Below are 18,258 nucleotides of genomic sequence, written 5' to 3'. Positions count from 1 at the left end.
AGGCGGCCATGCGATGCGCTTCCGTCCTGCTGACCGTGCTGCTGGCTGCCTGCGGCCAGCGGCCCACCGAGAGCCTGGCCGACGCCTTGGCCGCCGATCCCGTGCGGCTCAAGGCATTGCGTGCGCAATGCGCGGCCGACCGGCAAGCCGTGGGCGAGGACGCTTGCCAGGCGGCCGCCGAAGCCTTCCGCCGGCGCTTCTTCGCCGGCCAGACCGGGCCTGACGAGTACCGGACGCTGGCCGAGCTGCCGCCCATTCCGCCCACCTTCGATGAACCCATCGGAGGGGAGACGCCATGAACGACGTGACCATCATCGACCGCTTCCTCGATACGTTCTCACGCTACATCGACTCGGGGTTCGGGCTGCTGCAAGGCGAAGTGGCGTTCCTGACCGCCACGCTGATCGTCATCGACATGACCATCGCCGGTTTGTACTGGGCGATGAGCCACGCCACCGGCCAGGGCGAGGACGTGATCGCCAAGCTGCTGCGCAAGGTGCTCTACGTCGGCGCCTTTGCCTACATCATCGGCAACTTCAACTGGCTGGCGGGCATCGTGTTCCGCTCGTTCGCCGGCCTGGGGATTACGGCCACCGGCTCGGCCATCACGATGGAGAACTTTCTTCAGCCTGGGCGGCTGGCCAAGACCGGCATCGACGCCGCCGCGCCGATCCTGGAGCAAGTCGGCGACATGGCGGGCTTTCCCGAAGTGTTCGTGAACCTTGATGCCATCGCGGTGATGTTCCTGGCGTGGCTGGTGGTCGTCCTATGCTTCTTCGTGCTGGCGATCCAGCTTTTCATCACGCTGATCGAGTTCAAGCTGACAACGCTGGCCGGCTTCGTGCTGGTGCCGTTCGCGCTCTGGAACAAGACGAGCTTCCTGGCGGAAAAAGTGCTCGGCAACGTGGTGTCGTCGGGCATCAAGGTGCTGGTGCTCGCCGTCATCGTCGGCATCGGTTCGGGACTGTTCGCCGAGTTCCAGGTGCATCCCGACGAACCATCCATCGACCATGCGCTGGTCATCATGCTGGCGTCGCTCGCGCTGCTGGCGCTGGGGATCTTCGGGCCGGGCATCGCCACGGGGCTGGTGTCCGGTGCGCCGCAGCTCGGCGCGGGCGCGATGGCCGGTGCCGCTGTCGGCGCTGTCGGCGCTGCCGGCACGGCCGTCGCCATCGGCGCCGCCGCGACCGGCGTAGGCGGTGCCGTAGCCGCCGGGGCACGCATGGCGCCGGCCGCCGCCAAGCTCGCAGGCAGCGGCGCGCGTGCCGCGACTTCTGCTGCCGGCAGCGCCGGTGCGGCATTCCGGGCCGGTTCCGCCGCTGCGGGCGGCGGGGCCAAAGGGGCGATGGCTGGTATGGGCAACGTCGCCAAGACCGGCGCGCAGGCGGCGGGCCGCCGCGCCGCGTCCGGCGCTTCCGCTGCTGGGCAGAAGATGGCCGGCCCTTTCCGCGCCGGATGGAACGGCGCGGAGGCCGACGGCGGCGCAGGGGCCACATCTGGTGGCACTGATGGCCCCGGCCAGGCCGCCGACGGTGCCGCCAGCTCGCAGAAGCAGGAGCAACCCGCCTGGGCCAAGCGGATGCACCGCCGCCAGCAGATCACCCATGCCGCCACCACCGCCGCCCACACGCTGCGCGGTGGCAACGGCGGCGGCTCCGGGCAAGGCCCGAGCCTGCGTGATTCCGACACCTGACCTTCAAGGAGAACACCCATGCGATTCAAACGACCGCAGGTGCGCTACGCCGACACGCCGCAGCCTGCCACTCCCTATCAAGCCGCCGCGCAGGTGTGGGACGACCGTATCGGCTCGGCGCGCGTGCAGGCGAAGAACTGGCGACTGATGGCCTTCGGCTGCCTGGTGCTCGCGCTGCTGATGGCCGCCGGCCTGGTGTGGCGCTCGGCGCAGTCCATCGTCACCCCCTATGTCATCGAGGTCGATCAGGCCGGGCAGGTGCGCGCCGTGGGCGAGGCCGCCACGCCGTACCGGCCCGCCGACGCGCAGATCGCGCACCACCTGGCGCGCTTCGTGACGCTGGTGCGTTCGCTGTCCATCGACCCCATCGTGGTGCGGCAGAACTGGCTCGATGCCTACGACTACAGCACCGACAAGGGCGCGGCGGTGCTCAACGACTACGCCCGCACCAACGACCCCTTCACCCGCGTCGGCAAGGAAACGGTGACGGTGCAGATCACCAGCGTCGTGCGCGCCAGCGACACGTCGTTCAACGTGCGCTGGACGGAACGCCGCTACGTCAACGGAGCGGCCGCCGGGCTGGAGCGGTGGACGGCCGTGGTGTCCATCGTGCTGCAAACCCCGCGCACCGAAGAACGCCTGCGCCGCAATCCCCTGGGCATCTACGTCAATGGTCTGTCGTGGAGCCGCGAGCTGGATTCTTCCGATGGAGCCAAACCATGAAATCGCTTGTCCGTTTTTACGCTTTCCCTTTGATGCTGCTGGCCCTGGCGGGCTGCGCCACGCAGGGCAAGCCGCCGCCCGTCATCCCCCTTGACGAGCCGGTGGAGGCGCAGTTCATCCCCGAGCCGCCGGCGCCGGTGGAAGTCGTCGCCTTGCCCGAGCCGTTGGCGCTGCCGGCGCAGTTGAAACCGCTGCCGGATGGCGAGGACGCCGAGCCTGCACCGGAACCGGCCGACGAAACCGTGCGCGTGTCCAAGGCCAACACGGAGGCGCGGGTGGCGCCCACACGCGAGGGCTATGTCAATGCGATCCAGGTCTGGCCGTTCACGGACGGCGCGCTGTACCAAGTCTATGCCGCGCCGGGGCGCGTGACCGTGGTTTCGCTCCAGCCCGGCGAGGAACTGGTGACGGTGGCCGCCGGCGATACCGTGCGCTGGATCGTCGGCGACACGTCCAGCGGCGGCGGCGGCGAGCTGCGCGTCAATGTGCTGGTCAAGCCCGTGCGTTCGGGCCTCAAGACGAATCTGGTCATCACCACCAATCGCCGCACCTATCTGCTGGAGCTGACCTCGACCGAGCGGGCATGGATGGCATCCGTCTCCTGGGACTACCCGCGCGACCGGATGCTGGCCTTGCAGCGCCAGGTGCAGGCCGCACAGACGGCCGCGCCGGTCGATACCGGGCTTTCGCTGGAGCGCATCCGCTTCCGCTACGCGATCAGCGGCAGCCATCCGTCGTGGAAACCGCTGCGCGCCTTCGATGACGGCGAGAAGGTCTATATCCAGTTCCCGGCCGGCATCGCCCAGGGCGAACTGCCGCCCTTGTTCGTCATCGGCGCGCAAGGTGACGGACAACTGGTGAACTACCGTTTCCGTTCGCCGTATTACATCGTGGATCGGCTGTTCGGCGCGGCCGAGCTGCGCCTGGGCGGGGACAGGGGCGACGTGGTGCGGATCGAGCGCACCGACGGCGTGGCGCGGAGGAATTGAGCATGAGCCAGGACGACACTCCCGACCTTGCCATCCCGCAGGCGGACAAGGTGGCCCCGGAAACGGTGACGCTACGCGCCCAGCCGCGCCCGGTCACACGGTTGAACCGGCGCGTGCTGGCGATCCTCGCCGGCAGCCTGTCGGTCGCCGTGCTGGGCGCGCTGATGTGGTCGCTGCAACCACAGCGGCGCGGCGCTGGCGAATCCACCGAGCTGTACAACGTCGATCGCGTGTCGCGCTCCGAAGGGCTGGAGCGGCTGCCGACCGACTATTCCCAACTGCCGCCCGCCTTGCCCCCCGACGTGCCCGAGCTGGGGCCGCCGCTGCCGGGCGACCTTGGGCCGGCCATCGTCAATGCGCAGCAGCAACCGGCAGTCGGCTACGCGCCACCCGGCCACGACCCGGCCGAGGCCGAGCGCCTGGCCCGCTTGAAGGAGGCCGAGGAAGCGGCCGCCTCGTCCGTGTTCTTCCGCTCGGGCACACAAGGCGCCGCGCCGGTGGCACAGTCGCAGGTTGCCGCTGCGCCGGGCTTCTCTGCCAATGCGGCCTTCGATCCGATGGCGGCCGGGCCGGCCTCGACGGCGGCCCAGCCCGCCGATCAGACCGCCGTACAGAACCGGCAGGAGCAGAAAGAGGCATTCCTGCAAGGCGCATCTACGGAAACCCGTAACTCCGGCAACCTGACCCTGCCGGCTTCGCCGTATCAGGTCATGGCCGGAACGGTGGTCGCCGCTGCGCTGGTGACGGGCATCAAGTCGGACTTGCCGGGCGACGTGATCGCCACGGTCACGGAGCCGGTCTATGACACGGCCACTGGGCGTTTCCTGCTGATCCCGCAGGGTTCGCGCATCCTGGGCCGCTACAACAGCCAGGTGAGCTACGGCCAGAGCCGGGTTCAAGTCGTCTGGAACCGGATCATCCTGCCGGACACGTCTTCGCTGACACTGGACAACCTGGTCGGCACCGACCCGGCTGGCTATGCCGGCCTGGAAGACGGCGTGGACTACCACTGGGGCCGCATCTTCGCCGGGGCGGCGCTGACGACGCTATTGGGCGTCGGTGCCGAACTGGCCGCGCCGGAGAACCGGCAGGACGGCGATCGCATCATCATCGCCGGGCGTGACAGCGCGCAGGACAGTATCAATCAGGTCGGCCAGGAGATGACCCGGCGCAACATGAACATCCAGCCGACCTTGACCAGTCGGCCGGGCCTGCCGGTGCGGATCATCGTCGCGCGCGATTTGACGCTTCGCCCCTACCAGCCGCTCATGTTCAACCGAGGAACATCACGATGAGCACGACCAAGAAGTTGCGCTTGGGGCCGCTGCCGTCCAGCAGCAGCGTCAAGCTGACCTTTGCCTGCCCTGCCAGCCTGAAAGCCGACCTCGACCGCTATGCACAGCTCCATGCGCAAACCTATGGCGAAGCTGTCGATGCAGCGACGCTGATCCCGCACATGCTGGAAGCCTTCATGGCGGGGGATCGGGGGTTTCGCCGTGGCACGGTGGCGCGGAAGGGTGTAGCGCCCGGGCACCCTCTAACGGATCGCCAAGACTCTCAGCAGCAGGGATGACCATTTGATGGAGTCATACACCAGTGCTGTGATGACGGGCTTCGTCCCGTGGACATCGCCCATATCGGAACGCAGCTTCTGCATCACGAACGCTGCTTGATTCAATGAGCCTTCGATGTTCGCGGACAGTGGTTTGTAGTCAGATTCAGACCATCCGATCTCGGCCAGTTCCCGCATCAAGCTGTCTTTCACCTCCAAGGCGTCGATGGACTTCTTGATACGCTCCTGGAACGATGCCTTTCCGGGATCGCCTAGGCGATACCGACCATAAATGTCGCTGGTAACGGCATCCAGGGCTCCGCAGGCGGCCGAGAGAGCGCCACTCAAGTCGCCATCGCGCAGCCTGCTCGCCGCTTTCTGGATATCCGCATGTGCCGCTTCGGGGATGTCGGCCAGTTCTGCGATATCGAAAATATCAACAGGGACCAGGGACGTACCGGAGAACTTCCAGCCCACGCGCGAAAGGACCCGATCCAGCTCCTCTATGACATCGGACTTGCGGCGCATCATTTCTTCGCAACAGATGGAGACAAAAGCGTTACGACACTTGTCATCCATCGCACCGACCTGTTTGTCGATCTCGCTCAGGAGCTGGGACTTCGATGCGCCATTCTGTGGCTTTTGTTCGAGGTGCGCGATACGGGACATGTCCAGATCGCCGTATCCGACGATCTGTTTGATGTCGCCAAAACTGAACTTCTCGGTCAGCGTAGATCGGACCGGCCCCCATGGAATCGCATTGCTTGCTGTAGCCATCTCGTCCTCTGTCCCCAGCTAGATTTTTTCATCATCATGGCGATGCCGGCGACCTCTGCAAATGCTCGGGGCTTTGGCGTGAGCCACTATCGATCGTGTCGAAGCTTTGCACTATCATTGAACGCTAGGCCACTCGTGCAACCGTCATTCTCGACGATGCAGCACGATCCAGCTGGTTTTCCTGAAGCTCCTATGTGGCCCCCAGCGAATGCCGGTGCTCGTCCCAAAGTCACCCGGATGGAGCGCTAACCTGCTGTCTCAATTGTGGTTTTGCCCCTTGTGACTGGCATGCAAGGGGCTTGACACTGGCCATTTTTTGACCCAGCGACGCTCTCGATCCTGGCGAGTCGAGAACCGTTTGGGGCCTGACGCACCTTTTGCTCGCTTAGATGCGAGGGGCGGTCCCCTCGCGCTCCCCCCGAAAGGGGACGCGCCGCCACGAGATCGCGAAACCCTGGCCGATCAATCGTTTGCCCTCGGGTCGGCGCGCATGGACGTCCCTGTCCGGGCGCGCCTTTTGCGACATCCATGTCGCAAACCCCGGTGCAAACGATTGCCGTCCAGCGCGCTCTCAGAGGCGGCTAGAAACCATCGTGGCGTCTTCAAATACTTTGTCAGCAGTCTAAAGGGACGCCGAGGCGTCCCTTTTAGTTCGTTCAAGATTCGTAGTTCGTTCAGGATTCGAGCGCCATCCACTCCAACGGTCGTCGCCGCCAGGCCGCCGGCCCAGCGCCTTTCAGCGCACAGTCAGTGCATGGTCACCCGATCGCCCTGCTCCTCGATCACCTCGCCCTCTTCCCACAGCTTGGTGCGGGTGATGGCGTGATCGATCATCTCACGCGCCACTTCGAAGCGGGTGTCGCGCAGCAGTTCGAGGGCCTGCTCGGAAAAGCGCACGCTGACCAGCGCCTCGCCGTCTCCCTCCGAGGGCCGTAGTACGACTTCTCCATCGGGTAGCTCGACGATTTCCAGTATCGCGGTATCGGACATTGAGTCACCTCGGTCTAAACGTGAAACGACCACCGACTGGATAAACGATCAGTGGCCGTTGCTTATGACCAGTCTAACATCGCTGTCAACCGGGTGACAGACTCACCACTCCAGCGCGCTCTCGCGCAGCTCGTTGGTCAACGCCTTGAGTCGTACGAGGCTCATCTCGACGGACGGGCGCTGGGCGTTGCCCACCGCGATCATTCCCGGGCGTACCGGCGCCTTGACCTCGAAACCACGCAAAGCCTCGAGGCTTTCTCCCAGCGCTCTCAGCTCACCCTCAGGCGACAGCAGCGCCGCCGAAAGCCGCGAGAGCTCGGCATTGTCATCCGCGCCTTGGATCAGTCCACTGCGCCACCCGCCTTGCGGCCAAGTGGGAAGACGGAGCAGCTCGGCCACCAAGGCATCGAGTGCCAGGTCGATCAGCGCCAGCGCCCCCTCCTCCAGCGCCGCCCGGCGGGCATCGACGAGCTGCTGCTCGACATCGCCCACCGCTGGCTGCCCCAACAGCAAATCGGCGCGATACAGCAATTGGTTGGTACGACGACGTGCTTCCACACCGGCCTCCTCGTCAGCCCTTGCGCTTGTCCTCTACCCGCCAGCGCCCGTCCTCGTACATCGCGCGCCAGCCGGTCGGCTTGCCGTCGACCTCGCTCATCACGTACTGGCTCTTGGTCTTGCGCGAGAAGCGGATCTGCGCCGGCTGGCCATCGGGGTCGGCCTTGGGGGCGTCGAGCAGGAAAAGATACTTCTCCGGCAGCTCGTCGCGATGCGCCACCAGCTCGGCGACCAGCGGCGCACGTGTCTCGCGGTTCTTGGGAAAACCGCTCGCGGCCAGGAACAGGCCGCTGGCACCGTCGCGCAGCACGTAGTGGTCATCGACCTTCTGGCAGCGCAGCTCGGGCATCGGCACCGGCTCCATCTTGGGCGGTGCCGGCTCGCCGCTCTTGAGCAGTTTGCGGGTATTGCCACAGGCCGTGTTGGTGCAGGCGAAGTACTTGCCGAAACGCCCCGAGCGCAGCTGCATCTCGGCGCCGCACTTGTCGCATTCGAGCGTCGGCCCTTCATAGCCCTTGAGCTTGAATCGCCCTTCCTCGATCTCGTAGTAGCCGTCGTCGTCGTTGCTCAGGTGCAGCTTGCGATGCTCATCGATCAGATAGCTGTCCATCGCGTTGCCGGTGCGGGGATTACGCCGGCGTGCCCGCAGCGCATCGGTCTCGGCCTCATCGCCTGCGTCGGCGGGCACCACCTCGTCGCCTGGAATCAGGTCGATGGTGGTCTTGCAGCGCTCCTTCGGCGGCAGGTTGTAGCCCGAGCAGCCGAGGAACACACCGGTGGAGGCAATGCGAATCTGCATCTTGCGCCCGCAGGTGGGGCAATCGATGTCGGTGGGAATCGGCAGGTTGGGCCGCATCCCATCCTCGCCCTCGGCGTGGTCGAGCTGGCCTTTGAAGTCGGCGTAGAAACTATCGAGCAGGTCGATCCAACGGCGCTCGCCGCCGGCCACCCGATCGAGTTCGTCCTCCATCCGCGCGGTGAAACTGTAGTCGAGCAGGTCGTTGAACGACTCGACCAGCCGGTCGGTGACGATCTCACCGAGGGTCTCGGCATAGAAGCGCCGATTCTCGAGCACCACGTAGCCGCGCTCCTGAATCGTCGAAATGATCGAGGCATAGGTCGAGGGCCGGCCGATGCCGCGCTTCTCGAGCTCCTTGACCAGGCTCGCTTCAGTGTAGCGCGGGCTCGGCTTGGTGAAGTGCTGCTGGGGATCGAGCTGGACCAGCTCCAGCGGCGTGCCGGGATCGAGATCGGGCAGCGCCTGGTCCTCGGCCTGGCGTCCGGCCGGGACCGAGACCCGGGTATAGCCGTCGAACTTGAGCACCCGCCCCTTGGCGCGCAGCTCGAAACCATCGACCTCGACGCTCAGGGTGCTGGAGAGATACTGCGCCGGGGTCATCTGGCAAGCGACGAACTGGCGCCAGATCAGCTCGTAGAGCCGCTCGGCGTCACGCTCCATGCCTTCGAGCGCCCCCGCCGAACGCTTGACCTCGGTGGGGCGAATCGCTTCGTGCGCCTCCTGGGCGCCGTCCTTGCTGGCGTAGCGGTTGGGCTGCGCCGGCAGGTAGCGCTCGCCGAACTGCGCCTCGATGTGGGCGCGCGCCATCTCGATCGCATCGTTCGACAGGTTGGTCGAATCGGTACGCATGTAGGTGATGTAGCCCGCTTCATAAAGCCGCTGGGCCAGCGTCATGGTCTTTTTCACCGAGAAGCCGAGCCGGCCGCTGGCCGCCTGCTGCAGCGTCGAGGTGATGTAGGGCGCGCCCGGCTTGCTGGAAGTCGGTTTGTCTTCGCGATTGGTGATCGCAAGCCGTGCCTTGCGCAGCCCTTCGATCGCGGCGAGCGTCTCGGCTTCGCTGGTCGGGCGAAACGCCTCGCCGTCCTTGCGTGCCAGCTCGAAGCGGATGGCCTCACCGGTCGGCGCGGCCAGATCGGCGTGCACGTCCCAGTATTCTTCGGGGACGAAGGCACGAATCTCGCGCTCGCGATCGACGATCAGCCGTACCGCCACCGACTGCACTCGCCCCGCGGAGAGCCCGCGCGCGACCTTCGCCCACAGCAGTGGCGAGACCATGAACCCGACCACCCGGTCGAGGAAACGCCGGGCCTGCTGCGCCTGGACACGGTCCATCTGCAGCGTGCCCGGCGCCTCGAAGGCCTGGCGAATCGCATTCTTGGTGATCTCGTTGAACACCACCCGCTTGTAGCGGGTTTCATCGCCGCCGATGGTCTCGCGCAGGTGCCAGGCGATCGCCTCACCTTCGCGGTCCAAGTCGGTCGCGAGATAGACGGTGTCGGCCTTCTCCGCCAGGCGCTTGAGCTCCTCGACGACTTTCTCCTTACCCGGCAGCACTTCGTAATGCGCCCGCCAGTCATGCTCGGGATCGACCCCCATCCGCCGCACCAGCTGCTCGCGCGACTTCTGCCGCCGGTACTCGACTTTCTCCTCCGCGCTCATCTTGCGGGTGGTGGCCGCCTGACGCGCACGCTCGGCCGGATCGCTCGCACCCTTGCCACCGCTGGGCAGGTCGCGGATGTGGCCGACGCTCGACTTCACGACGAAGTCGTTACCGAGGTATTTATTGATGGTCTTGGCCTTGGCCGGCGACTCGACGATCACCAGTGACTTACCCATAGCGCTCCATCTCGTTGCGCCGCGTTCAGCGGCGGGGCTCAAGTCGTTCGCGACCAGCCCGGGAAAAATGCGCCTACCCTAACCTAGCCTGGGACGCTTCGCCAACTGCCGCCCTTCGAGCGAACCCGTATGCAGGATCATTGCGGCTCGATCGGTGCGGCTGAATAAAGGAAGCACGAGTTGCTCTTTTGCGCACGCGAAGCAGCGCGGAAAACCAGTGACGCCCCAGCGCCGAAAGTAGAGAATGAACGGATTCCAACTACCATATTCGCCGCCACACCCTTTTGGTCGAGTCGCCCGGCACGCACAAATCCGTTAAATTACGGACAATTACACTGACGCATGACTGACGCATAGATGCGCAAGGAGACCACTTGATGTCGCAATCCCAACATGTACCGATTCGCCGCACGAAAATCGTCGCCACCCTCGGTCCGGCCAGCGATCGACCCGGCGTGCTCGATGCGATGATCAAGGCGGGGGTCGACGTGGTCCGGCTCAACTTCTCCCATGGCAGCGCGGACGATCATCGCAAGCGGGTCGACGCGGTACGCGCCGCTGCGGAGCGCTACGCCCGCAACGTCGCCATCCTCGGCGACCTGCAGGGCCCGAAGATCCGCATCGCCCGCTTCAAAGACGGCCCGGTGGAGCTGGAAGACGGCGCCAACTTCGTGATCGACGTCTCCCTCGGTCGTGACGAGGGCGACCAGTACCAGGTCGGCTGCGACTACAAAGCGCTCGCCGACGACGTCGTCCCTGGAGACGTGCTGCTGCTCGATGACGGTCGGGTGGTGTTCGAGGTGATCAAGGTGGCGCCGCCGCGGATCGAATGCAAGGTCCAGGTCGGCGGCAAGCTTTCCAACAACAAGGGAATCAACAAGCAGGGCGGCGGCCTCTCCGCCTCGGCGCTGACCGAGAAGGACAAGGAGGACATGCTGACCGCAGTGGCCCTCGAGGTCGACTACCTCGCGGTCTCGTTCCCACGCTCGGGCGATGACATGCGTCTCGCCCGCGACCTGCTCGGCGACGCCGGACGCAACATCGGCCTGGTGGCCAAGGTCGAGCGCGCCGAGGCGGTCGCCGACGACGAGACCCTCGATGGCATCATCCTCGCCTCCGACGCGGTGATGGTCGCTCGCGGCGATCTCGGCGTCGAGATCGGCGACGCCCAGCTGATCGGGGTACAGAAGCGGATGATCGCCCGCGCCCGCACGCTCGATCGGCTGGTGATCACCGCCACCCAGATGATGGAGTCGATGATCGAGTCGCCCCTGCCGACCCGCGCCGAAGTGTTCGATGTCGCCAACGCGGTACTCGACGGCACCGACGCGGTGATGTGTTCGGCCGAGACCGCGGCCGGCAAGTTCCCGGTCGAGACGATCAAGGCGATGGACCGCTGCTGCCTCGGCGCCGAGCGCGAGCGCGCCGCGCAGGAGTCCAAGCACCGGATCAAGGACACTTTCCATCGCATCGACGAAACCGTGGCGCTGTCGGCGATGTACGCCGCCAACCACCTGCAGGGGGTCGCGGTGATCGCCTGTCTCACCGAGACCGGCCACACCCCGCTGATCGCCTCCCGGATCCGCTCGGGCCTGCCGATCGTCGCACTCTCGAGCAACCCGAGCACGCTGCGTCGCATGGCGCTGTTCCGCGGCGTACTGCCGGTGCTGTTCGACGCCGACAGCATGCCCTCCGCCGAGGTCAACAGCCGCGTGATCGATGAACTCGGCAAGCGCGGGCTCGCCGACAAGGGCGACTTCGTAATCCTCACCCGCGGCGATCATCACTCCGCTCAGGGCGGAACCAACGTGATGAAGATCGTCCAGGTCGGTGAGAAAATTGGCTGACCAGCGCCCGACCCGCCACGCATCGAGAGTGCTGCCGGCACGCAAGCGCATTGCGCTGGTCGCCCACGATGCGAAGAAGGACGAACTGATCGGCTGGGCGGGCAAATGGCGCGAGACGCTCTCGCGCCACTCGCTGCTCGGCACCGGCACCACCGCCAAGCGGCTCGCGGATGCACTGGGACTCGAAGTCGAAGGGGTGATGAGCGGACCGCTCGGAGGAGACCAGCAGATCGGCGCGCGAATCAGCGAGCAGCGCCTCGACGTGCTGGTGTTCTTCTGGGATCCGTTCTCACCCCAGCCGCACGATCCCGACGTCAAGGCGCTGCTGCGCCTGGCCGCGCTGTGGAACGTGCCGGTGGCGACCAACGTCGCCACTGCCGACTTCATGTTCGAGGCCCCGTCGATGTCCAAGGACTATCCGATCGCGATTCCCGACGCAGCCGAGTGGGTCGCCAGCCGTATCTGAAACTCGCGTAGCAATATGCAGCGCGCTATTTCTCATCCTCTCATCGCCTGTTCGCACGAGGTCTCGCGATGCCGCGACCGATCGAGATCGTTCCCGCCACGCCCGGGATGCTGCCCGAGCTCAGCGCCCTGCTCGGGCTGTTGTTCGCCCAGGAGAGCGACTTCGCGCCGGACCCCGACGCCCAGCTCCGCGGCCTGGAAATGATCATCGATGCGCCGGCCCTCGGCCGGATCCTGGTGGCAAGGCAAGGTGACGAGGTGCTCGGCATGGTCGGGCTGCTGTTCACCCTCTCCACCGCGCTGGGCGCGAAAGTGGCGATGCTCGAAGACATGGTGGTCACCCCCGCCGCCCGCGGCGAGGGCATCGGCGGCCGGCTGCTCGAGGCAGCCGTTGCGCTGGCCGAGCGGGAGGGCTGCCGCCGGGTGACGCTTTTGACCGACGGCGACAACCTCACCGCACAGCGCTTCTACGCCCGCCATGGCTTCAACGCCTCGGCGATGCAGCCGTGGCGCCGGCTGCTCGGCGTTAAGGCCTGATCTCACGGGTCAAGCGACCGCGACATCCTGGCTCGTAAAGCTTCTGGCCCTCTAGCTCGAACGCCACTGGGCGATACGCTGCGCTACCGAAAGCCGCGCCAAAGTGCGCTCAGCAACGATCCCTCGGTAGGCCTCGCGCCAATCGCGGTCAGTCCGAATGCACCCGGTCGACCTCGCCGCTGGCGAAGGCCCAGAGATGGTGGATGTCTTTCTCCAGCGTGCGGCCGAGCGAAAGCTCGGGCAGCGCGTTGAGGGCGAAGAAATCGGCCGCGTCGGTCTCGTTGTTGGGCACGAAACCTCCACCTTCCACTTCATCGCAGACGTAGAACAGTTTGTAGATGTGTTCAGGCGTCACCGGCAGATAGGGGTGGAGGCTGCGATCGCGCAGCAGGGCGAGACGCGGGTTGACCGCGAAGTAGCCAGACTCCTCGTGGATCTCGCGCAGCACGCAGCTCGACGGCGGCTCGCATACATCGGCCCAGCCGCCGGGCAGGGTCCAGCGCCGGTCGCGCTGCTCGCGTACCAGCAGCACGCGGTCATCGCGGAACACCGCCCCGCGTACGTCCACCTTGGGCGTGGCATAGCCTCGATCGGGGATGAACAGCTGCTCGACCCGCGCCACCGGCGTCTCGGCGAGCACTGCGAACATCTGGTTGGTGAGCCGCTCGAGTTCCTGGTAGCGCTCGAGCTCGTAGCGATTGTCGGTGTAGGTCTGCCCGGTCTGGGCAATGGCGCGCAGGCGCTTGGCGAAATCGACCCAATCGTGGGACATGATCATCTCTATCCTGGTTGAATCACCCGACTAGACTAGTCCATCCATGCCCCGCGCCCCAGCGCGGGATGAAACCGGTGGCAAGAACCCGGATGAAGATCGAACCGCTGCCGCCGCGGCCAGCACCCTCGGCGCATTCCTCTACCATGACCGTATCCGTTTCCAAGGAGCCTGTTGATGAGCCCTCGCCTCCCCCGGCTGATCTTCACCAACGCGCGGCTGCTCGACCCCGACGACGGCCGCTATCGCAGCGGGCTCGACCTGGTGGTCGAAGGCGATCGCATCATCGCTGTGTCCGCCGGTCAGATCGCCCTCGCCGAACCCCATGACCGGATCATCGACATCCAGGGCAAGACGCTGATGCCGGGGCTGATCGACTGCCATGTCCACGTACTGGCGGCCAATGCCAATCTCGGGCTCAACGCCCGGGTCCCCAATGCATTGGTGACCCTGCGCGCGGTGCCGATCATCGCAGCGATGCTGGCGCGCGGGTTCACCAGCGTCCGCGACGCCGGGGGCGCCGACTGGGCACTGGCCCAGGCGGTCGAGCAGGGCCTCATCGCAGGACCAAGGATATTCGCCTCCGGCAAGGCGCTGTCGCAGACCGGCGGACACGGCGACTTCCGTGCCCGTGGCGAGCTGTTGATGACCGAACCCTGCTCGTGCTGCTTCCGCGCCGGCGCTATCGCCCGGGTGGTCGACGGAGTCGAGGCGGTGCGCCTGGCAGTGCGCGAGGAGCTGCAGCAGGGCGCCAGCCAGATCAAGATCATGGCATCGGGCGGTGTCGCCTCGCCCACCGACCCGATCGCCAACACCCAATACAGTGAAGCGGAGATCCGGGCCATCGTGGATGAAGCCGAGGCGGCCAACACCTACGTCATGGCCCACGCCTATACCTCGCGCGCCATCCGCCGAGCGATCGAATGCGGAGTACGCAGTATCGAGCACGGCAACCTGGCCGATGCCGAAACCGCGCGGAGGATGGCCGAACTGGGGACGTTCGTGGTGCCGACCCAGGTCACCTACGAGATGCTCGCCAAGCACGGCGAACGCTATGGCCTTCCAGCCGCCTCGGTGGCGAAGATCGAGGCGGTGCGAGGCGCAGGTCGCGAAGCGCTGCTACGCTACGCCGAGGCGGGCGTGCCAATGGGCTACGGCTCGGACCTGCTCGGCGAGATGCACCAATACCAGAGCGAGGAGCTACGCATACGCGCAAAGCTGCTCGGCAATCTCGAGGCGCTGCGTTCGGCGACCAGCGTCGCCGCTCGCCTGCTTGAGCGCTCAGGCGAGCTGGGGTGCCTGGCGAACGGCGCGATCGCAGACCTGCTGGTGGTGGATGGCGACCCGCTGGCTTCGATCGACTGCCTGCTCGGCCAGGGCGAACGGCTCGAGATGATCATCCAAGCCGGGCGCATCGTGAAACAGCGCGCTGACTGATCCGGCTTGGTCCCTCGCCCGGCAGCCCCCATATGGTTCGTATCTGCCCGTGACCTACGGGCATCCACGCTGACCAAAAGAGGCAAACAGATGAAAGCCATCGCCATCACCGGTAAGCCAGAGCTCGAGCAAGCCTTCATCGAGCGGGAAGAGCCTAAACCTGCGCCGGGGCCACGGGACCTGCTGATCAAGATCCAAGCGATCTCGGTCAATCCGGTCGACACCAAGATCAGGCGCTCGGCGACGGAGTCGAAGGTGATCGGCTGGGATGCAGTGGGGGTGGTCGAGGCGCTCGGTGAGCAGGCGCGGGGCTTCGCGATCGGTGACAAGGTCTACTATGCGGGCGATGTCAGCCGCCCGGGAAGCGACGCCGAGTACCAATGCGTCGATGCGCGCCTCGTCGCCAAGGCGCCCGAGAGCCTCGAGATCGAAGAGGCAGCGGCGCTGCCGCTCACCGCGCTGACCGCGTGGGAGGGGCTTTTCGACGTGCTCGGCCTCGAGCTGCGGGATGAGCCGAGACCGGCTGCGCAAGCAGGCGCAGGACGAGCCCAGGAGACGCTGCTGGTGATCAACGGTGCAGGCGGCGTCGGCTCGATGGTGATCCAGCTGGCGAAGCAACTGACCGATCTGCGGGTCATCGCTACCGCCTCGCGGGAAATGTCGGTGGAATGGTGCAAAGAGATGGGCGCCGACCTGGTGGTCGATCACCACCGACTGGTGGACGCACTCGCCGCTGAAGGCATCGAGCAGGTCGACTACATCTACTGCTGTCACGACATCGGCGACCACTGGGACAACATGACCCAGCTGATCCGCCCATTCGGCCGCGTCGTCGCGATCGCCGAGACCAAGAAGCAGGTCGACGTCAACGCTTTCCAGATCAAGGCGGCGAGCTTCGCCTGGGAGCTCATGTTCGCCCGTGCGCTGCACGACTACTTCCCCGAACGCCAGGGCGAAATCCTGGCCAGGCTCGCTGAACTGATCGACGCGGGCCACCTGCGCAGCACCCTGAGCGAGGTGATCGGGCCGCTCAGCGTCGACAACCTGGCCGAGGCCCACCGCCGGCTCGAATCGGGCCATGCGATCGGCAAGCTGGTGCTCACCGTCGCCGATTGATCTCCGTCCTGGCGCCGCTGGCGCGGCGCCATCCTCCCAGCCGCCGCGCCAGCGGCGGCCAGCGCAGCAGCATCAATCCCAGCGCGATCAGCGCATATCGCCCCCACTCACCGAGATCGGCGCGCACGATCCAGAAGAAATGCAAAAGCACCAGGGCCAGCGCCAGGTAGACCAGACGGTGCAGCGGCTTCCAGCGCTTTTTCAGCCGCCTCACCATCGCCTGCGGCGAGGTGGCGGCGAGCACGCCAAGCAGCAGCAGCGCTGCCGCCCCGACGATGATGTAGGGCCTGCGGCTGAAATCGGCGAGCAGCAGCGCGGGCTCGAGGCCGATGATGAACAGCAGGTAGCAGGCGAAGTGGGCGAATGCGTAGACGAAGGCCCATACGCCCAGCTGGCGGCGAACCAGCCCGAACCCCGGCCAGCCGGTGAGTTTCGCCAGCGGGGTGAGCGCAAGCACCAGCAGCAGCAGCGTCAACGCGCCGATACCGAACTCGAGCAGCAGGTAGCGTCCGGGATCCGGCCCCGCCGCCCCCTGCGCCACTCGCCAGGCCCAGCCCAGCGGCCAAGCGATGGCGAGCGCGAATACCACGATGCGAAAGCCCAGCAGCAGGCGAGGGTGGCGCAGCTGGCTCCCCGGCCGGCTCAATAATCGGCCCTCAAGTCCATCCCCTGGTAGAGACTCGCGACCTGGTCGGCATAGCCATTGAACATCCGGGTCTCGATCAGGTTGGGCCGAAACAGGCCGCTGGGCAGGCGACGCTCACAGGCCTGGCTCCAGCGCGGATGGTCGACCTCGGGATTGACGTTGGCATAGAAGCCGTACTCGTTGGGGGCAAGGCTCTGCCAGCTCGTGCGTGGCTGGGTTTCGGTGAGCGAGATGCGCACGATCGACTTGGCACCCTTGAAGCCATACTTCCACGGCACCACCAGGCGCAGCGGGGCGCCGTTCTGATTCGGCAGCGAGTGACCATAGAGTCCCACCGCGAGCAGGGTCAGCGGGTGCATCGCCTCATCGAGCCTGAGCCCTTCCGTGTAGGGCCAGTCGATCAATCCATAGCGCGAACGCTGTCCCGGCATCTGCTCGGGATCATGCAGACTTTCGAAGCGCACGAAGCGGGCCTTGCTGGTCGGCTCGACCCGTGCGAGCAGGTCAGCGAGCGGAACGCCGAGCCAGGGGATCACCATCGACCAGGCCTCGACGCAGCGCAGCCGGTAGATCCGCTCCTCGAGCCTTGACTCGCCGACCACATCCTCGAGCGCCAACCGCCCGGGACGCGCGACCTCACCGTCGATCACCACGCTCCAGGGCTCGGTGACCAGCCCGCCCGCGTAGCGCGCCGGATCGTCCTTGCCGCTGCCGAATTCGTAGAAATTATTGTAATGGGTGACATCGTCGAACGGGGTCAGGCGGTCCTCCGGGCCAGGCTCGACCGCCTTCCAGCGAGCGTCCGCGAGCCTTCGATCGAGCCAGTCAGGTGCGCTGCCCGGATCGACATCGTCATAGCCGCCCGCCGCCGCGAAGGCGCGCGGCAGCGCACAGGCAGCACCGAGCCCCAGCGCACCGGCCAGCACTCGCCGGCGCTCCCGCCTGAAGTCTTGATACACCCGCTCCGGTGTCACCTCGTGCTCGAGCGCGTGCGAGCGCTCCCCGCGTCTGATCAACATCCGGCTTCTCCTCGGCGTGAACGAATGATCCCCTTCCGGGATTAGAACCCATCGCAGCGAAACCATTCATTCAGTGAGCACTGCTCGAATCCCGCATCAGGCGCTGGACGCCGAGCGTCCAGCTGGATAGCTTGGCTGCTTTTCGCCCAAGGAACCCAGTATGCTCCCGATCGCCGACTTCCGCCGCGCCCTCGCCCGCGAGAGCCACTGCTTCGCCGATACCCTCGCCTTCATCGAGACCCACTACCGCTTCACCCCTACCGCCTTCGACAACGGCGGCGTCAGCAACGGCATCGACGACAACCAGGGCTCGTGCCGGGTACTGGCACTGGCGCTACTGGAGGGACTCGAAAACCACGAGGCACTGCGCGCCTTCGGTGAGCACTATCGCCACGTGCTCGCCGATCCCGAAGGTCACGACCACGCCAACATCCGCGCCCTGGCGATCCATGGACTCGACGGCGTGCGACTCCACGGCGACCCGCTGGCGCGGCGAGACTGA

19 protein-coding genes are annotated in these 18,258 nt (G+C 66.1%); 12 read left to right on the top strand and 7 right to left on the bottom strand.

From position 1 onward, the window contains the following. Window positions 1-8: 8 nt before the first annotated feature. From A5892_RS10850 to A5892_RS10825, 6 genes are read left to right on the top strand one after another with little or no spacing between them, the layout of a single operon-like run. Complete coding sequence (locus A5892_RS10850) at window positions 9-299, top strand: hypothetical protein (RefSeq protein ID WP_064122817.1); 291 nt, start codon at window positions 9-11, stop codon at window positions 297-299. Then, complete coding sequence (gene trbL, locus A5892_RS10845) at window positions 296-1,693, top strand: P-type conjugative transfer protein TrbL (RefSeq protein WP_064122816.1); 1,398 nt, start codon at window positions 296-298, stop codon at window positions 1,691-1,693. Before A5892_RS10850 ends, trbL begins: the two co-directional genes overlap by 4 nt. Before the next feature lie 18 nt (window positions 1,694-1,711). Beyond that, complete coding sequence (gene trbF / locus A5892_RS10840; protein WP_064122815.1) at window positions 1,712-2,416, top strand: conjugal transfer protein TrbF; 705 nt, start codon at window positions 1,712-1,714, stop codon at window positions 2,414-2,416. Then, window positions 2,413-3,405, top strand: a complete 993-nt coding sequence (trbG, locus tag A5892_RS10835; protein WP_064122814.1) for a P-type conjugative transfer protein TrbG — start codon at window positions 2,413-2,415, stop codon at window positions 3,403-3,405. Before trbF ends, trbG begins: the two co-directional genes overlap by 4 nt. 2 nt (window positions 3,406-3,407) lie before the next feature. Further along, window positions 3,408-4,700 (top strand): TrbI/VirB10 family protein, encoded by a 1,293-nt coding sequence (locus A5892_RS10830; protein WP_064122813.1) that lies wholly within the window; start codon window positions 3,408-3,410, stop codon window positions 4,698-4,700. Further along, window positions 4,697-4,978 carry a DUF2274 domain-containing protein gene (locus A5892_RS10825; protein WP_064122812.1) on the top strand — a complete coding sequence of 94 codons (282 nt, stop codon included), beginning with the start codon at window positions 4,697-4,699 and terminating at the stop codon, window positions 4,976-4,978. Before A5892_RS10830 ends, A5892_RS10825 begins: the two co-directional genes overlap by 4 nt. Here the strand turns inward: A5892_RS10825 and A5892_RS10820 are convergent. From A5892_RS10820 to topA, 4 genes are all read right to left on the bottom strand, one after another. Beyond that, the gene (locus A5892_RS10820) at window positions 4,943-5,734 is read right to left on the bottom strand and encodes a hypothetical protein (protein ID WP_064122811.1); all 792 of its coding nucleotides are present in this window, start codon (window positions 5,732-5,734) and stop codon (window positions 4,943-4,945) included. The genes A5892_RS10825 and A5892_RS10820 overlap by 36 nt on opposite strands. Before the next feature lie 747 nt (window positions 5,735-6,481). Beyond that, window positions 6,482-6,724, bottom strand: coding sequence for a hypothetical protein (locus A5892_RS10815; protein ID WP_027349140.1), 243 nt, complete (start codon window positions 6,722-6,724; stop codon window positions 6,482-6,484). Between the two features lie 102 nt (window positions 6,725-6,826). Next, a complete protein-coding gene (locus A5892_RS10810) occupies window positions 6,827-7,282 on the bottom strand; it encodes a DUF6586 family protein (protein ID WP_064122810.1) in 456 nt (151 codons plus the stop codon). A gap of 13 nt (window positions 7,283-7,295) precedes the next feature. Further along, window positions 7,296-9,917 carry a type I DNA topoisomerase gene (gene topA / locus A5892_RS10805; protein WP_064122809.1) on the bottom strand — a complete coding sequence of 874 codons (2,622 nt, stop codon included), beginning with the start codon at window positions 9,915-9,917 and terminating at the stop codon, window positions 7,296-7,298. A 377-nt stretch (window positions 9,918-10,294) separates the two neighbouring features. Between topA and pyk the strand changes: the two genes are divergently transcribed. The 3 genes from pyk (at window position 10,295) to A5892_RS10790 (ending at window position 12,766) form a co-directional block, all read left to right on the top strand. Continuing rightward, window positions 10,295-11,764: a pyruvate kinase gene (gene pyk / locus A5892_RS10800; protein WP_064122808.1), complete on the top strand. Its 1,470-nt coding sequence runs from the start codon at window positions 10,295-10,297 to the stop codon at window positions 11,762-11,764. Continuing rightward, a complete protein-coding gene (locus A5892_RS10795) occupies window positions 11,757-12,230 on the top strand; it encodes a methylglyoxal synthase (protein ID WP_064122807.1) in 474 nt (157 codons plus the stop codon). Before pyk ends, A5892_RS10795 begins: the two co-directional genes overlap by 8 nt. 68 nt (window positions 12,231-12,298) lie before the next feature. Then, on the top strand, window positions 12,299-12,766 hold the full coding sequence (locus A5892_RS10790) for a GNAT family N-acetyltransferase (protein ID WP_223302630.1): 468 nt from the start codon (window positions 12,299-12,301) through the stop codon (window positions 12,764-12,766). Window positions 12,767-12,914: 148 nt separating this feature from the next. Here the strand turns inward: A5892_RS10790 and A5892_RS10785 are convergent, their stop codons facing one another. Then, entirely contained in the window at window positions 12,915-13,538 is a 624-nt protein-coding gene (locus A5892_RS10785; protein WP_064124445.1) for an NUDIX hydrolase, read from the bottom strand. 177 nt (window positions 13,539-13,715) lie between these two features. Between A5892_RS10785 and A5892_RS10780 the strand changes: the two genes are divergently transcribed. Further along, complete coding sequence (locus A5892_RS10780; RefSeq protein ID WP_064122806.1) at window positions 13,716-14,975, top strand: metal-dependent hydrolase family protein; 1,260 nt, start codon at window positions 13,716-13,718, stop codon at window positions 14,973-14,975. 90 nt (window positions 14,976-15,065) lie between these two features. Continuing rightward, window positions 15,066-16,091 carry a zinc-binding alcohol dehydrogenase family protein gene (locus A5892_RS10775; protein WP_064122805.1) on the top strand — a complete coding sequence of 342 codons (1,026 nt, stop codon included), beginning with the start codon at window positions 15,066-15,068 and terminating at the stop codon, window positions 16,089-16,091. Here the strand turns inward: A5892_RS10775 and A5892_RS10770 are convergent. Both A5892_RS10770 and msrP read right to left on the bottom strand, forming a co-directional pair. Next, on the bottom strand, window positions 16,075-16,737 hold the full coding sequence (locus A5892_RS10770) for a ferric reductase-like transmembrane domain-containing protein (protein WP_223302629.1): 663 nt from the start codon (window positions 16,735-16,737) through the stop codon (window positions 16,075-16,077). The two genes, A5892_RS10775 and A5892_RS10770, sit on opposite strands and share 17 nt — an antisense overlap. Beyond that, window positions 16,734-17,756, bottom strand: a complete 1,023-nt coding sequence (gene msrP / locus A5892_RS10765; protein WP_064122804.1) for a protein-methionine-sulfoxide reductase catalytic subunit MsrP — start codon at window positions 17,754-17,756, stop codon at window positions 16,734-16,736. The genes A5892_RS10770 and msrP overlap by 4 nt, the downstream gene beginning before the upstream one ends. A gap of 160 nt (window positions 17,757-17,916) precedes the next feature. On the opposite strand from msrP, the gene A5892_RS10760 reads away from it, so the two are divergent. Then, the gene (locus A5892_RS10760) at window positions 17,917-18,258 is read left to right on the top strand and encodes a HopJ type III effector protein (RefSeq protein ID WP_064122803.1); all 342 of its coding nucleotides are present in this window, start codon (window positions 17,917-17,919) and stop codon (window positions 18,256-18,258) included.

The organism is Halotalea alkalilenta, assembly GCF_001648175.1.
Taxonomy (GTDB): domain Bacteria; phylum Pseudomonadota; class Gammaproteobacteria; order Pseudomonadales; family Halomonadaceae; genus Halotalea; species Halotalea alkalilenta_A.
This window is presented reverse-complemented; position numbering and strand designations above follow the sequence as displayed.

Excerpts from the sequence above, each read along its gene's own strand:
- pyk (WP_064122808.1), top strand. The coding sequence starts at position 10,295 with ATGTCGCAATCCCAACATGTACCGATTCGCCGCACGAAAATCGTCGCC.
- topA (WP_064122809.1), bottom strand. The coding sequence starts at position 9,917 with ATGGGTAAGTCACTGGTGATCGTCGAGTCGCCGGCCAAGGCCAAGACC.
- A5892_RS10775 (WP_064122805.1), top strand. The coding sequence starts at position 15,066 with ATGAAAGCCATCGCCATCACCGGTAAGCCAGAGCTCGAGCAAGCCTTC.
- msrP (WP_064122804.1), bottom strand. The coding sequence starts at position 17,756 with ATGTTGATCAGACGCGGGGAGCGCTCGCACGCGCTCGAGCACGAGGTG.
- A5892_RS10780 (WP_064122806.1), top strand. The coding sequence starts at position 13,716 with ATGAGCCCTCGCCTCCCCCGGCTGATCTTCACCAACGCGCGGCTGCTC.
- A5892_RS10760 (WP_064122803.1), top strand. The coding sequence starts at position 17,917 with ATGCTCCCGATCGCCGACTTCCGCCGCGCCCTCGCCCGCGAGAGCCAC.
- A5892_RS10850 (WP_064122817.1), top strand. The coding sequence starts at position 9 with ATGCGATGCGCTTCCGTCCTGCTGACCGTGCTGCTGGCTGCCTGCGGC.
- trbL (WP_064122816.1), top strand. The coding sequence starts at position 296 with ATGAACGACGTGACCATCATCGACCGCTTCCTCGATACGTTCTCACGC.
- A5892_RS10815 (WP_027349140.1), bottom strand. The coding sequence starts at position 6,724 with ATGTCCGATACCGCGATACTGGAAATCGTCGAGCTACCCGATGGAGAA.
- trbF (WP_064122815.1), top strand. The coding sequence starts at position 1,712 with ATGCGATTCAAACGACCGCAGGTGCGCTACGCCGACACGCCGCAGCCT.
- trbG (WP_064122814.1), top strand. The coding sequence starts at position 2,413 with ATGAAATCGCTTGTCCGTTTTTACGCTTTCCCTTTGATGCTGCTGGCC.
- A5892_RS10820 (WP_064122811.1), bottom strand. The coding sequence starts at position 5,734 with ATGGCTACAGCAAGCAATGCGATTCCATGGGGGCCGGTCCGATCTACG.
- A5892_RS10785 (WP_064124445.1), bottom strand. The coding sequence starts at position 13,538 with ATGTCCCACGATTGGGTCGATTTCGCCAAGCGCCTGCGCGCCATTGCC.
- A5892_RS10830 (WP_064122813.1), top strand. The coding sequence starts at position 3,408 with ATGAGCCAGGACGACACTCCCGACCTTGCCATCCCGCAGGCGGACAAG.
- A5892_RS10790 (WP_223302630.1), top strand. The coding sequence starts at position 12,299 with ATGCCGCGACCGATCGAGATCGTTCCCGCCACGCCCGGGATGCTGCCC.
- A5892_RS10825 (WP_064122812.1), top strand. The coding sequence starts at position 4,697 with ATGAGCACGACCAAGAAGTTGCGCTTGGGGCCGCTGCCGTCCAGCAGC.